Raw genomic sequence first — 12,280 nt, 5'->3', positions numbered from 1 at the left:
CCGGGAGGCCTGCGTTCAGAGCATGCTGGGAAGGATACGGTCGGGGGGCCGGTGCCCGTCCATGAAGGTCTTGATGTTGATGATGACCTTCTCGCCCATATCGACGCGGCTCTCGTGCGTCGCCGAACCCATATGCGGCAGGAGCACGACCTTACCGGCGCGGGCGAGCTTGACGAGGCGGGGGCTGACCGCAGGCTCCTGCTCGAACACGTCGAGCCCGGCGCCGGAGATATCGCCGGCCTCGAGCAGGCGCGCGAGGGCGTTCTCGTCGATGACCTCGCCGCGGGCGGTGTTCACCACCACGGCCTCGGGCTTCAGCAGCTTGAGGCGGCGGGCCGAGAGCAGGTGGTAGGTCGCGGGGGTATGCGGGCAGTTGACCGACACGATGTCGACGCGGGCCAGCATCTGGTCGAGGGATTCCCAGTAGGTCGCGTCGAGGTCGCGCTCGATCTGGGCCGGAACCCGGCGGCGGTTGTGATAGTGGATCTGCAGGCCGAACGCCTTGGCCCGGCGGGCCAGGGCCTGGCCGATCCGACCCATTCCGACGATGCCGAGGCGCTTGCCGGTGATTCGGCGACCCAGCATCCAGGTCGGCGACCAGCCGGTGGTCCAGGCGTCGTCCGGAATGATCCGGGCGCCCTCGGTGACGCGGCGGGCGACCGCAAGGATGAGCGCCATGGTCATGTCGGCGGTGTCCTCGGTGAGGACGCCGGGGGTGTTGGTGACGGTGATGCCACGCTCCAGGGCGGCGGCCACGTCGATGTGATCGACACCGTTGCCGAAATTGGCGATCAGCCGCAGGTTCGGGCCGGCCTGGGCGAGGAGGCCCGAATCGATCTCGTCGGTGACGGTGGGCACGAGCACGTCGGCTTCGCGCAGGGCCGCCACAAGGGCGTCGGGCGCCAGGGCGGCATCGTCGGTGTTGAGCCGGATCTCGAAGAGCTCGCGCATGCGCGTCTCCACGGCCTCGGGCAGACGCCGCGTGACGACCACGAGCGGCTTGCGCTTCAACGACGACATGCACCCTCCCCGCGCACGGTGTCGCTCGGCGTCCACGCCCGATCCCGCCGAAACCCGGCCCGAGATCCGACGCGGCGGACGACGCCGCAAGCTTACCGCGCGTTAACCACGCACCGGTCAAGACATTCGAGACGACGGGCCGGCAGCCCACAAGGCTGTGGCGACCCCAGGGGTCTTGCGACCCTGTGGGCCTCTCTACCAGAGAGGCGGCGGAACACAATGCACGCCGGGGCCCGCCGCCACCCTGGGGCGACGCCCGCCCCGGACAGCGTGAAGGATCACCGGACGATGCGCGCGGCTGCCCTGCTCCCGACCCTTTCCACCGCCTTGCCGGCCCTGTTGCTCGCCACCCTCCTGTCCACCGGCCCCGTCGCGGCGGCCCCGGCGGCGGGCGCCGGCCCCGACGTCGCGCTCGGGCCGGTGACCAAGCTGCCGCTGCCGCGCTACGCCAGCCTGAAGACCGACCGGGTCAACCTGCGCGAGGGACCCTCGAAGGACCACCGCACCCTCTGGGTGTTCCAGCGGGCGGGGCTGCCGATCGAGATCGTGGCGGAGTTCGAGACCTGGCGTCGCATCCGCGACTCCGAGGGCACCGAGGGCTGGGTGCTGCACTCGCTGCTGTCCGGGCGGCGCACCTCCGTGGTCACCGCCGGAAAGGGCGCGGACAAGACCCCGGACAAGGCCGCCGTGCCGCTCTACGCCAAGGCCGATGCCGCCTCCGGCGAGGAAGCCCGCCTCCAGGCCGGCGTGATCGGCAACGTCAAATCCTGCAGCGGGACCTGGTGCCGCATCGTCGTGGCCCTGCCGTCGAAGCGGGGCGACGTCGACGGCTACATCCGCCAGGACCGGCTCTGGGGCGTCTATCCCAACGAGAAGGTCGATTAGGCGATCGGCCCGTCAAGATTTTTGCCTCTCGGCACTGCTGTCAGTCAGAAGTTGTGCCGGTCAGGATTGCCGCATGAAGGTGTCGGGGGTCCCGGTTCCGTCGGTGACGAAGCGGATGTCGCGGGGCTCGCGTCGGGGGGTGTCGACGGAGAGGAACACCATCGGGTGCTCCAGGATCTCGGGCACCGAATGCACCACCCCGCGCTTGAAGAACACCAGCGTGCCGGGGCCGACCGTGACCGGGGCCTCGTCGCCGAATGCCATCCGGCAGCGGCCGGACAGGACGTAGAGGTACTCGTCGCAGGAGGCATGACTGTGGGGCGGCGTCGGGTGGTAGACCCGGAACACCCGGGCGCTCGCGGCCGGATCGTCGGTGAAGCGATGATCCGCCACCATGGTGTCCGAGGTCTCGGGCAGGCGCGCCGCATAGGCCGCCACGTCGAAGACGCCATGCGCCGTGAGGCTTGTCAGGTCCGCCGGCAGGCTTGTCAGGTCCGCCGGCAGGCTTGCCGGGTGGTCCGCATTCTCCGCGAGGGTGTCGGTCCGCATCACTCGGGTGCCCCATTCGGTCCTGATGGCGCGGGTTTTCGCGCGCGATGCGCCATCCTAGCGGAAAAAGCGCTGCCCGGGAGCCCGGACAATGGACCGGGGCCGGAACCGGTTCGCAAGTCCGGATCGCAAGTCCGGTTCGCACGACCGGATCGGCTTGGCGAATCCGGCTTGGCCAATCCGGCTTGCCCAGTCCGGCTTGCCACGGCGGCGGGTCCCTGGGCATCGTCCACCCCGTGCGGCGCCCCGGGCGCAAGGCCGCAGGCCGGCGGGGGAGCGGGTTTGGCAGGCGGAGCGGACGGAGCGGCCCATGTCGGTAGGTGAACCGGACCTCCTGTCGGCCGACGACGCGATCGATCTCCGCCGCAACGTCGAGGGCGGGCGCGGCACGGTGATCGACGTGACCCGGGCGGAGCGCTCTCGCCTGATGCCGCCGGCCTTCCTGGCAGGCGCCGTCACACCGGACCTGCTGCGGCTCTATCACGCCCAGCACGTGGTGCTCGGGACGGCGGTCTACGCGCTGCCCGACGCCGAGATCGTCGGCGAGGGCATGATCCTCACCGAGGGCCGGTTCAACCTCAGCCTCGACCTGCAGACGGACCTCGACTACCTCAACCGCCACCACCGGGGCACGCGCGCCCGGCAGGCCGAGGCCAGGCGCGTCCAAGCCCCCGGCCGGTCGGTGCTGCTCGCCGGCCCCGGTCATCTCGGCTACGGCCACTGGCTCGTCGATTTCCTGCCGAAGCTCCACCTGCTGCGGGCAGCCGGCTACCGGGTCGAGCGCCTGAGCTTCCTGCTGCCCGACGACACGCCCGGCTTCGCCCGGGCCTGGCTGGCGCTCCTCGGCATCGGCGAGAGCCAGTGCCGGTTCTACGACCGGACCCGCGACCGCGTGGCCTGCGACGAACTCCTGGTGCCCTCGACGCTGCGGTTCGGCACGCGGGTGTCGCCTCTGTTCGCCGAGGCCGCCGCCGGCCTGCGCCGGGCCGCCCTCGGGCGGGGGCGCGGCTCGCGCACCCGGACGAAGCTGTTCGTGGCGCGCTCGGCCAACGCCCTCACCCACAGCCCCCGGCAGCTGGTGCAGCGGCAGCTGTTCGAAGACCTGGCCGTGGCCCGCGGCTTCACCCGCGTGACACCGGAGCGCCTCGGCCTGCGCGAGCAGGTCGCCCTGTTCCAGTCGGCCGAAATCCTGGTCGGCGAGTACGGCTCGGGCCTGCACGGCTCGATCTTCGCGGAGCCGGGCAGCCTCGTCCTGGCCGCCCGCGACAATCAGGCCGACCTCGGCTTCCTGCAATCGGGCCTCGACGCCGTGATGGGCCATCAGACCGGCTACCTGATCGGCGCCCCCGACCCGGAGGGCGGGGGCGGGTTCTCGGTCGATCCCGCCGACCTCGCCCTGGCCTTCGACTGGCTGAGCTGGCCGCGGGATCGGTGACGGGGGTTTCGGGCCGGCTCAGCGACGCTCCTCGCGCATGTGGGCGACGCCGAGGGCCCTCGGCTCCAGGCTCCGGCCGTCCTGGCGCAGGCAGATCCAGATCATGACCGCGAGGGTGGCCAGGTAGGGCGTCATCAGGAGGAGGTATTGCGGCAGGGCGAGGCCGGCGGCGGCGATGCGGGGGATCAGCGCCTCGATGCCGCCGAACAGGAGTGCGCCCCCGAGCGCCCGCCAGGGCTGCCAGCGGGCGAAGATCACGAGGGCGACGGCGATCCAGCCGCGCCCGCCCGTCATGCCCTCGACCCAGATCTTGGCGACACCGACCGCGAGATAGCCGCCCGCGAGCCCGACCAGTGCCGAGCCGAGGGCGATGGCCCCGTACCGGGTCAGGGCGACGCCGATGCCGGCGGCATCGGCCGCGTCGGGGCCGTCGCCGACGGCCCGCAGCCGCAGCCCGAACATCGTGCGGTTGAGGACATAGGCGACGAGGGCGACGAGGGGCACCGTGGCGAAGACCAGGGGATCGTGCTGGAACAGGATCGGCCCCAGCACCGGAATCTCGGCGAGCGACCCCAGAGGAACGTTGTGCAGGCCCGCCACGGGCCGGCTGGTCCAGCCCGCCCGCGTGGCGATCACGCCGGTCATGCCCTGCGCCAGGAAGACCAGGGCGAGGCCACCGATGACCTGGTTGACCCGCAGCGTCACCACGAGGAGCGCATAGACCAGCGAGAGCAGAGCCGCCGCGAGCGCCGCCACGATCAGCGCGAGGAGCGGATAGTCGCCGACCCCGAGCAGAACGCCGATGCCGCTCATGGCGCCGATGAGCAGGAAGCCTTCGGCCCCCAGGGAGAGCACGCCGGCCTTCTCGGTGATGATGAGGCCGAGCGCGGCGAGCGCGTAGGGCAGCGCGAAGATTGGCACGTTGGCCAGCCAGTTGACGAGGAAGTCAAACATCGGGACGCCTTCCCGGCACCCATCGCACCCGGTGCCGCAAGAAAAAATCGGAGGCGGCGACGCCGATGACGATCACCGCCTGGATGAGTTGCACCATCGCGCTGGGGATGCCGTAGAACACCTGCAGGCTCTGTCCGACCACGTAGAGCACGCCGACCAGCACCGCGGTGACGAAGGTGGCGAGCGGATTGTTGCGGGCCAGGAACGCGATGAGGATGCCGGAGAAGCCGTAGCCGTTGAAGAACGACTGGGTCAGCCGGTACTCGACGCCCGCGCAGATGCTGAAGCCGGCCAGGCCCGCCAGCGCCCCCGACAGCAGGGCGGCGGCCAGCATCACCCGCGTCATCGGCAGGCCCTGACCCTCGCCCAGGCGCGGATTGGCTTCGGCCACGCGGGAGAGGAACCCGAAGCGGCTGACGTTCAGCAGCCACCAGCACAGCAGGGTGAGGAGACCCGCCAGCGGCAGCGCCCAGGTCAGGTCACCCCAGCCGAGACTGCCGAGACGCTCGGCGAGGTCGTATTGCTTGGAATTCGGGAAGCTGCTCACCGGGTCCTGCCAGGGCCCGTACAGCAGCTGCAGCAGCCCGTTGAACGCGACGTAGTTCAACAGCAGCGTCGAGATGACCTCGTTCAGCCCGATGCGGATCTTGAGGACGGCCGGGATCAGGACCCAGGCTGCCCCGGCCAGCGCCGCCGCCAGCATCATCAGGCCGAGCCGCGCGGGCGCCGGACCGACATCGTGGATCGCGATGGCGGTCGCCGCCATCGCGCCCAGGATCATCTGACCCTCGATGCCGATGTTCCAGAACCGCACGCGGAAGGCGACGGCCGCCGCGAGCCCGACGATGGCGAGGGGGCCCGCCTGGACCAGCACCGCCGCCAGGCTGGACCGGCTGGTCACCATCGAGACGACGAATTCCTGGAAGAGATCCGAGAGGCCGACGCCGGAGACGACCAGGATGGCGGTCGCGAGCCCGATCCCGACGACGAGGCCGCAGGCGAGCACGACGCCCTGATACCAGCCGGAGACGTGCTGCCGGATCTCGACCGTGACGCGGCCGCGCCCCGCCAGCTTGGCCGCGGGCAATTCGGGCACCGGCACCGGCAGCTCGGGGGCGGGGGACAGGAGGGGAATGGGAAGGGTTTCAGGCATGGTGCACCATGGCGACGCCGATGGCCTGCCGGTCGGCGGGCGCGTCGAACTCGCCCACGATCCGGCCCCGGCTCATGACGCCGATCCGGTCCGACATCAGCATCACCTCGTCGAGATCCTCACTGATCAGGAGCACGCCCGCGCCCGCGTCGCGGGCCTCGCGCAGGCGGCGGTGGATATCGGCCGTCGCCCGCACGTCGAGCCCGCGGGCCGGAGAGTGGGCGAGGACGAAGCGGGGCCGGCCGGCGAATTCGCGGGCGATGACGAGCTTCTGCGCATTGCCGCCCGAGAGCAGGCTGGCCTTCTGGCGCGGGCTGCGCGCGCCCCGGATGTCGAAGGCCGCGATGGCGGCTTCCGTGCCGGCGCGGATCGCGGCGCGATCGACCCGGAGCCAGCCGCCGAAGCGCCCGGAGGTCAGCCCGCCCACCGCGTAGTTCTCGGCGACCGAGAGGTCGCCGGCCAGGCCGTAGACCTGACGGTCCGCCGGGATCGCGGCCAGACCCCGCGCCCGGCGCAGCTTGGGACCGGTGCCGGTGACGTCGTCGCCCGCGAGCGCGATGCGCCCGGCCCCGGCGCGGCGCACCCCCATGAGGATCTCGGCGAGTTCGGTCTGCCCGTTCCCGCCGACGCCCGCGATGCCGTAGATCTCCCCCGCGCGGATCGTGAGGTTCAGGCCGTGCAGGGTCTGCAGCCCGTCCGACCGGGTGCCCGCGAGGTCTTCGACCGCGAGCACCGGGCCTTCGATCCGGGTGGCCGGGCAATGGACGGGGTTCGCGGTGGCGCCGACCACCAGGGTGGTGAGTTCGGCCGCCGTGAGGCTCGCCGGATCGGCGCTGGCGACGATGCGGCCGCCGCGCATCACGGTGACGCGGTCGGCATGGCGCTGCACCTCGCCGAGCTTGTGGGTGACGAGGATGACGGCCGCACCCTGGCGCGCCAGGGCCTGCATGGTGGTGAGCAGCGCCTCCGCCTCGCGGTCGGTGAGCACGGCGGTGGGCTCGTCGAGAATGAGGATACCGGCGCCGGCCACCAGCACCTTGAGGATTTCCACGCGCTGCTGCTCGGCCACCGACAGGCTTCCGACCGGCCGCCGGAGATCGACGGCGAAGCCCACCGCCTCGCTCTGCGCGCGGATGGCCGCCTCGACCTCGGCGAGGCCGGTGCCGTAGCGGGGCGCCCCCTGCGCCAGTAGGATGTTCTCGACGGCGTTGAAGGCTTTGACGAGCTTGTAATGCTGGTGGACCATGCCGATGCCGAGGTGCCGGGCCGCGACCGGCCCGCTCAGCTCGACCTCGCGGCCCCGCACGCGGATGCGGCCCTGGTCGGGCCGATAGAGGCCCGCCGCCACGTTCATGAGGGTGGATTTGCCGGCGCCGTTCTCGCCCAGCAGGGCGTGAACCTCGCCGGTTTCCACCGCGAAGTCGGCCTTGGCGAGCGCCTGAAAGCCGTCGAAGGTCTTCGAGACGCCGAGAAGTTCGAGGGCCATGCCCATCGCTGCACCGTCCATGGGGTTGATCGCTTCGTCGGACACGGGATGGCGGCCGGGTGCGAAGCCCGGCCGCCGAACGGTCATTTCTGGATGATCACGCCCTTCACGTACCAGTCCATCTTCCAGAGGTCCGCGTCGCTCAGGACCTGTCCGGCCGGGACCCGCAGCTTGCCGTCGCGATCCTCGAGGGGGCCGGCATAGATCTGCTTGCCCTCGATGATCGCCTTGCGCTCGGCCAGGATCTCCTTGACCGCCGCCGGGGGCACGGCCGCCCCGCAGCAGGCGATATCGGTGCCACCCTTGGCCATGCTGAGTAAGGCGCCGTTGGGCGCCGGCACCCACGTGCCGGCCATGATCTTCTTGATCTCGGGGAGCAGGGCCTTGTCCCAGGTCCAGACCGAGGAGCAGATGGTCGCCTTGGGGGCGAATTCCCGCATGTCGCGGTGGTGGCCGGTGCCGTAGATGCCGCGCTCCTGCGCGACGATCTGGGTGGCGGGCGTGTCCACGTGCTGGCCGAGCACGTCGACACCCTGGTCGACCAGGGCCTCGGCCGCGGCGCGCTCCTTCACCGGGTCGTTCCAGATGCCGGTATAGACCACGTTGAGCGTGGCGTTCGGGTTCATCTTGCGGGCGCCGAGTTCGTATGCGCTGATCGTCCAGTTCACGACGCCGAAGGGATTGGCCGCGACGAAGCCGAGCTTGCCGGTCTTGGACACGGCGCCGGCGGCCATGCCGCACAGATACTGGCTCTCGTAGGTGCGCCCGTAGACCGATTCGAGGTTCGGCCCGTTGGTGGTGCCCGACAGGTTGAGGAAGGCGACGTCGGGATACTTCTCGGACAATTCCTTGAAGGTGTCGGAATAGCCGAAGGCGGTGCCGATGATGATGTTGTAGCCGCGCTTGATGAAGAGCTCGACCACCGGACGGATCGCCGTGGCGTTCTCCTTCACCCCGTCCACGGCCGGGATCTTCATGTCCAGCGCCGCTTCCATCTTCACGCGGGCCTCGTCGGCGGCCTGCGACCAGCCACCGTCGTTCTTCTGCCCGAAGATCACCATGGCGATCTTGGGTTCGGCCTTCAGCTTGAAGGGCGCCGCGACGGCCGGCGCGAGCGGGAGCAGGAGTGCCAGCGCCACCGCGACGGCTTTGAAGAAGGGTCGTGTCATGTCGTGGAAACCTCCAGGAGAAACGCCGCCGGATGGGGGCGCAGAGAGCGGTGAGGGGTGGTGGGTGGACGGGGCGGGGCGCCGGCTGGCGTCACGACGCCGGCGTGACGCGGACGGTGTCGACGGAGGCGCGGCGCGCCATCTCAGGCTGCCCGCGCGACCCTGCCGAAGGTCGTCTGCTTGACGAACTTCGCGCGCAGGTGGGCGCCCGAGGTGACGGGCGCATATTTCGCGGGCCTGCCGGGTCCCTGGCAGGTCGGCAGGCAGGCCACCTCGGCGTCGTAGTTCGGCTGGTGGAAGAACACGATCGACAGACGATCGACGTTCTCCTCCGTATCGAATCTCGGGTTGACCACCCGATGGACCGTCGATGACCAGATGTCGTTGGTCCATTGCTGCATCAGGTCGCCGATGTTCACGATGAAGGTGCCTGGAATCACCGGCACATCGACCCATGCGCCGAGCTTGTTCTTCACCTGCAGGCTCCTGTCGCCGATCTCCTTGCGCAGGATCGTCATGCTGCCGTAATCGGAATGGGCGCCGGCGCGGAGCTGATCGAGCAGCGGGGCGTTGGTCTGGGCCGGGTAGCGCAGGGCGCGCATCATCGAGATGCTCTTGTCGATGCTCGGATCGAAGTGGGTCTCGTCGAGCTTCAGCCCGAGGGCGAAGATCCGCATCAGGTCACGCGCCAGGCGGTCGACCGCGCGGAAATACGCCGTCCACACCGTCCGCAACTCCGCCGGTTCATTCGGCCAGATGTTCGGGGCGAAGTGCGGCCCGGCGGCGGCGCCGAACGCATAGGCATCGTCGGGCGGCACGTCGACCGGGCCGATCGAGAGCGATTCCTTGATGTCCGGCGGCGTCGGCGCGTCGAGGCTGAAGGAGAGGCCCTCCCCGCCCACGGCGCTGTAGCCCCGGACCTGATCGGGGGCCGGCCGTTCGACGGCGAGCTTCTCGGCATGGGGACGCTCGAAGAACGCCTTCGAGACCGCGTAGGTCGTCTCGATCAGCGATTCCGGGATGCCGTGGCCCGAAACCACCAGGAAACCGATATCCCGGCACGCCTGATCGACCTCGGCGGCGACGGCGGCTTTGCCCTCCGGCGTCCCCGCACGGTAGGGCGTCAGATCGATCACGGGAACCTGCAGAAGCGTCATGGCGAGGTCCTTAGTTTGACCATATGGTCAGAAACCGTAAGGCAAACCCCATGCCAGCACAGGTTGCGCACCTACGGCAGGCGGCAACGCCAGGCCTGCGTGATCATCGCGGCGTCGCTGACGAGGCCGAGATGCGTGGCGACGATGCGCAGGGCGGACGCCTCCAGGGCGGCGTCGGTGCCGGCGACGAGGTCGGCCGCCACGACGACGTGGTAGCCGAGGTTCGAAGCGTCGAAGGCCGAGTTGAGGATGCAGCAATCCGCCAGGCATCCGTCGAACACGATGGTGCGCGTGCCGAGGTTGCGGAGCAGAAAATCCAGGTCGGTCGGATGGAAGGCCGAGAGACGTTTCTTGCCTTCGACGATCAGATCCCGGTCCTCGACCTCGGTGACGAAGTCGTTCCAGCGTGTTCCCTCGATCGCATGCTCGTCGGCGTTGGGGATGTCTCCGACATGCAGCGGGAAGACCAGGCGCCAAGCGGCCTTCAGGCCGTTGACATCGTCGACGCCGCCTGCGCGAAGCCTGCTGCGCACGTGGATGACGCGGATGCCGGCCGCCCGCGCGGTCCGGTGAAACGCGTCGACCGCCGGTACGATGGCCCGGGCGCGGGGCGCCGGGCACGGGCAGGCCGGGTCGTCATCGAGATGACCGCGATGCAGGTCGATGGAGACGACCACGGTCGTTGCCGGATCGAAGAAGGGCGCGAAGGCCGCGCCGAGTTCCTGCGGCCGACCATCGATATAGCTTCGCATCGCGAGCGCGACTCCCACCGGCCCCACACCCATGCGGACGAGGCCCCCTGGGTCATCACTATCGGTGCCGCGCCGATCTTGCGACGATCAAGCTGCAACTGAATTAATCAGACTTGCTCTTTTCTTTTTCAGTAAGTCCATCGGACGAGCAGATCGGCCGATCTTGGGCAGGCGGCTCGTTGCGTGTGGCCTCCGGCAGCGAACGAGCGATCCACGCCCCCTCGGCCTGGCGAACAGGAGGACGCCGCGTGCGGCGCACGGACGTTCGCCGGCTTTTGATCGGCGGCCCTCCCGGAACGAAGCGTTAGGAATCTCAGCGGAAAAGCCTGCGCGCCTGAAGACTTCGTAAGTCCCATCGCGGTCATGAGGATAGACCGCGAAACTCCCGGAAAGTCTGGTTTCGCGGCCCCTGCACGTTTGCGATCGTCCGGTCGCGCGCGTTTTCGGACTTGGAGAAACACCATGCGTTGTGGCCGTCTCGGAGGATCGCGCGTCGCGACCCTCGTCGTCATCCTCGGCGCGGGTCCGTCCCTCGCGGCCGAGCGGCAGCCCTTCGAGATGGTGAAGGGCTGGGAGATCGAGCGCACGATCGGCGACACCAGCCCGCATGCCTGCCTGATGAGCCACACCTACCAGGACAAGGACGACGGCAACGCCGTCAACGGCATCATCTTCGCCCTGGGTGAGACGGAAGCGGCGCTGGGCCTCGTCTATGAGAACTGGACGTGGGACAAGCAGGAGAGCGTGAAGGTGCCGTTCTTCCTCGACAAGACCCGCTACGACGCCAAGGCGCGCTGGGTCGGCGACGGGCAATCCCTCACCGCCACCTTCCCGACGAGCATCGTCCCCAGGCTGATGGCGGCCCAGACCATCATCCTGAAGTTCGACAACGGCAACGCCGATTTCGAGATCGGCGGATTTGCGGAGGGCTACGAGTCCCTCCGGCGCTGCAACGCCGCCAAGGCCGAGATCGCGAAGGCTGAGACTCCCAAGGCCGAGGCTCCCAAGATTGAGGCTCCCAAGATTGAAGCTCCCAAGGGCGGAGCCGCCGTGGCCGCGGCCCCCATGGCAGCCCCGCCGGCCCCTGCCCCGGCCCCCGCAGCCCCCGCACCGGCAGCCCTCGCGTCGGCCGGGCGCTATGAGATCACCACCATCGGCGAAGGCGCCGATTTCACCGGCTGCATGGCGCTGAACGAGCCTGCGGGCCTCGCCCTTGTGGCGGTCGGGCCGAGCCTCGGCCTCATCGCCACCTCGGCGAAGTTCCCCTTCCCGAAGGGCAGTGCCGTCACGGGCGCCTGGACGGTGGATGGGGCCGGGGCTACCGACTTCGCCGCCAAGATCGACACCGCTCGGACCGTCTCGATCGATGTCCCCAACACCGTCGAAGCGGTGACGCGGCTCACCACCGGCAAGAGCCTCGTGATCCAGGCGAACGGCATCGCGGTGCCCTTCGCCCTCGGCCCGATGCAGCAGGCCTTCACCGACCTGTCGACCTGCATGGGGACCAAGAAGGCGCCGTAACGCGAGGCCGCGTCGGCGGGGCGGCCCATCCGGCCCCCTCTCCTGAAAGGCAAAGCCGCCCGCAGGCGCCAGTTTGCACGCCGAACAGTCTTGTAAGGCTCACCGTCATCCCGGGGCCGCGCAGCGGAACCCGGGACCCAGAAACACAGGTGATGCAAAGCTTTGAACGATCGGCGGCACAAAACATAACGCCGTCGGC

Annotated in this window: 11 protein-coding genes; 3 read left to right on the top strand and 8 right to left on the bottom strand. The window is 69.7% G+C overall.

Annotated elements, in window-relative coordinates; all coding sequences use genetic code 11:
* Positions 1–15 precede the first annotated feature (15 nt).
* Entirely contained in the window at positions 16–1,020 is a 1,005-nt protein-coding gene (locus ACV7NL_RS06520; protein ID WP_056178628.1) for a 2-hydroxyacid dehydrogenase, read from the bottom strand.
* A gap of 288 nt (positions 1,021–1,308) precedes the next feature.
* Here ACV7NL_RS06520 and ACV7NL_RS06515 point away from each other — a divergent pair, with 288 nt between their 5' ends.
* Positions 1,309–1,905, top strand: a complete 597-nt coding sequence (locus ACV7NL_RS06515) for an SH3 domain-containing protein (RefSeq protein ID WP_463355220.1) — start codon at positions 1,309–1,311, stop codon at positions 1,903–1,905.
* Between the two features lie 60 nt (positions 1,906–1,965).
* Here the strand turns inward: ACV7NL_RS06515 and ACV7NL_RS06510 are convergent, their stop codons facing one another.
* Entirely contained in the window at positions 1,966–2,454 is a 489-nt protein-coding gene (locus ACV7NL_RS06510; RefSeq protein WP_463355219.1) for a cupin domain-containing protein, read from the bottom strand.
* A 310-nt stretch (positions 2,455–2,764) separates the two neighbouring features.
* On the opposite strand from ACV7NL_RS06510, the gene ACV7NL_RS06505 reads away from it, so the two are divergent.
* Positions 2,765–3,889: a glycosyltransferase family 61 protein gene (locus tag ACV7NL_RS06505; RefSeq protein WP_463355218.1), complete on the top strand. Its 1,125-nt coding sequence runs from the start codon at positions 2,765–2,767 to the stop codon at positions 3,887–3,889.
* A gap of 18 nt (positions 3,890–3,907) precedes the next feature.
* Here ACV7NL_RS06505 and ACV7NL_RS06500 read toward each other — a convergent pair whose 3' ends face one another.
* From ACV7NL_RS06500 to ACV7NL_RS06475, 6 genes are all read right to left on the bottom strand, one after another.
* Positions 3,908–4,843, bottom strand: coding sequence for an ABC transporter permease (locus tag ACV7NL_RS06500; RefSeq protein ID WP_056178617.1), 936 nt, complete (start codon positions 4,841–4,843; stop codon positions 3,908–3,910).
* On the bottom strand, positions 4,836–5,996 hold the full coding sequence (locus ACV7NL_RS06495; protein ID WP_463355217.1) for an ABC transporter permease: 1,161 nt from the start codon (positions 5,994–5,996) through the stop codon (positions 4,836–4,838). The genes ACV7NL_RS06500 and ACV7NL_RS06495 overlap by 8 nt, the downstream gene beginning before the upstream one ends.
* Complete coding sequence (locus ACV7NL_RS06490) at positions 5,989–7,569, bottom strand: ABC transporter ATP-binding protein (RefSeq protein ID WP_463355216.1); 1,581 nt, start codon at positions 7,567–7,569, stop codon at positions 5,989–5,991. Before ACV7NL_RS06490 ends, ACV7NL_RS06495 begins: the two co-directional genes overlap by 8 nt.
* Positions 7,566–8,651, bottom strand: a complete 1,086-nt coding sequence (locus ACV7NL_RS06485) for a BMP family ABC transporter substrate-binding protein (protein ID WP_463355215.1) — start codon at positions 8,649–8,651, stop codon at positions 7,566–7,568. The genes ACV7NL_RS06490 and ACV7NL_RS06485 overlap by 4 nt, the downstream gene beginning before the upstream one ends.
* A gap of 143 nt (positions 8,652–8,794) precedes the next feature.
* Complete coding sequence (locus tag ACV7NL_RS06480) at positions 8,795–9,808, bottom strand: isopenicillin N synthase family dioxygenase (protein ID WP_247637459.1); 1,014 nt, start codon at positions 9,806–9,808, stop codon at positions 8,795–8,797.
* A gap of 71 nt (positions 9,809–9,879) precedes the next feature.
* Positions 9,880–10,560, bottom strand: a complete 681-nt coding sequence (locus ACV7NL_RS06475; RefSeq protein ID WP_056179906.1) for a cysteine hydrolase family protein — start codon at positions 10,558–10,560, stop codon at positions 9,880–9,882.
* Between the two features lie 462 nt (positions 10,561–11,022).
* Between ACV7NL_RS06475 and ACV7NL_RS06470 the strand changes: the two genes are divergently transcribed.
* On the top strand, positions 11,023–12,081 hold the full coding sequence (locus ACV7NL_RS06470; protein ID WP_463355214.1) for a hypothetical protein: 1,059 nt from the start codon (positions 11,023–11,025) through the stop codon (positions 12,079–12,081).
* Positions 12,082–12,280: the final 199 nt, after the last annotated feature.

The sequence above is a fragment of the Methylobacterium sp. Ger2507 genome, from assembly GCF_055231875.1.
The sequence above is the reverse complement of the archived record's forward strand: the minus strand, read 5'-3'. Positions and strand labels throughout refer to the sequence as shown.

Excerpts from the sequence above, each read along its gene's own strand:
- ACV7NL_RS06495 (WP_463355217.1), bottom strand. The coding sequence starts at position 5,996 with ATGCCTGAAACCCTTCCCATTCCCCTCCTGTCCCCCGCCCCCGAGCTG.
- ACV7NL_RS06510 (WP_463355219.1), bottom strand. The coding sequence starts at position 2,454 with ATGCGGACCGACACCCTCGCGGAGAATGCGGACCACCCGGCAAGCCTG.
- ACV7NL_RS06500 (WP_056178617.1), bottom strand. The coding sequence starts at position 4,843 with ATGTTTGACTTCCTCGTCAACTGGCTGGCCAACGTGCCAATCTTCGCG.
- ACV7NL_RS06490 (WP_463355216.1), bottom strand. The coding sequence starts at position 7,569 with ATGACCGTTCGGCGGCCGGGCTTCGCACCCGGCCGCCATCCCGTGTCC.
- ACV7NL_RS06515 (WP_463355220.1), top strand. The coding sequence starts at position 1,309 with ATGCGCGCGGCTGCCCTGCTCCCGACCCTTTCCACCGCCTTGCCGGCC.
- ACV7NL_RS06485 (WP_463355215.1), bottom strand. The coding sequence starts at position 8,651 with ATGACACGACCCTTCTTCAAAGCCGTCGCGGTGGCGCTGGCACTCCTG.
- ACV7NL_RS06470 (WP_463355214.1), top strand. The coding sequence starts at position 11,023 with ATGCGTTGTGGCCGTCTCGGAGGATCGCGCGTCGCGACCCTCGTCGTC.
- ACV7NL_RS06505 (WP_463355218.1), top strand. The coding sequence starts at position 2,765 with ATGTCGGTAGGTGAACCGGACCTCCTGTCGGCCGACGACGCGATCGAT.
- ACV7NL_RS06475 (WP_056179906.1), bottom strand. The coding sequence starts at position 10,560 with ATGCGAAGCTATATCGATGGTCGGCCGCAGGAACTCGGCGCGGCCTTC.
- ACV7NL_RS06480 (WP_247637459.1), bottom strand. The coding sequence starts at position 9,808 with ATGACGCTTCTGCAGGTTCCCGTGATCGATCTGACGCCCTACCGTGCG.
- ACV7NL_RS06520 (WP_056178628.1), bottom strand. The coding sequence starts at position 1,020 with ATGTCGTCGTTGAAGCGCAAGCCGCTCGTGGTCGTCACGCGGCGTCTG.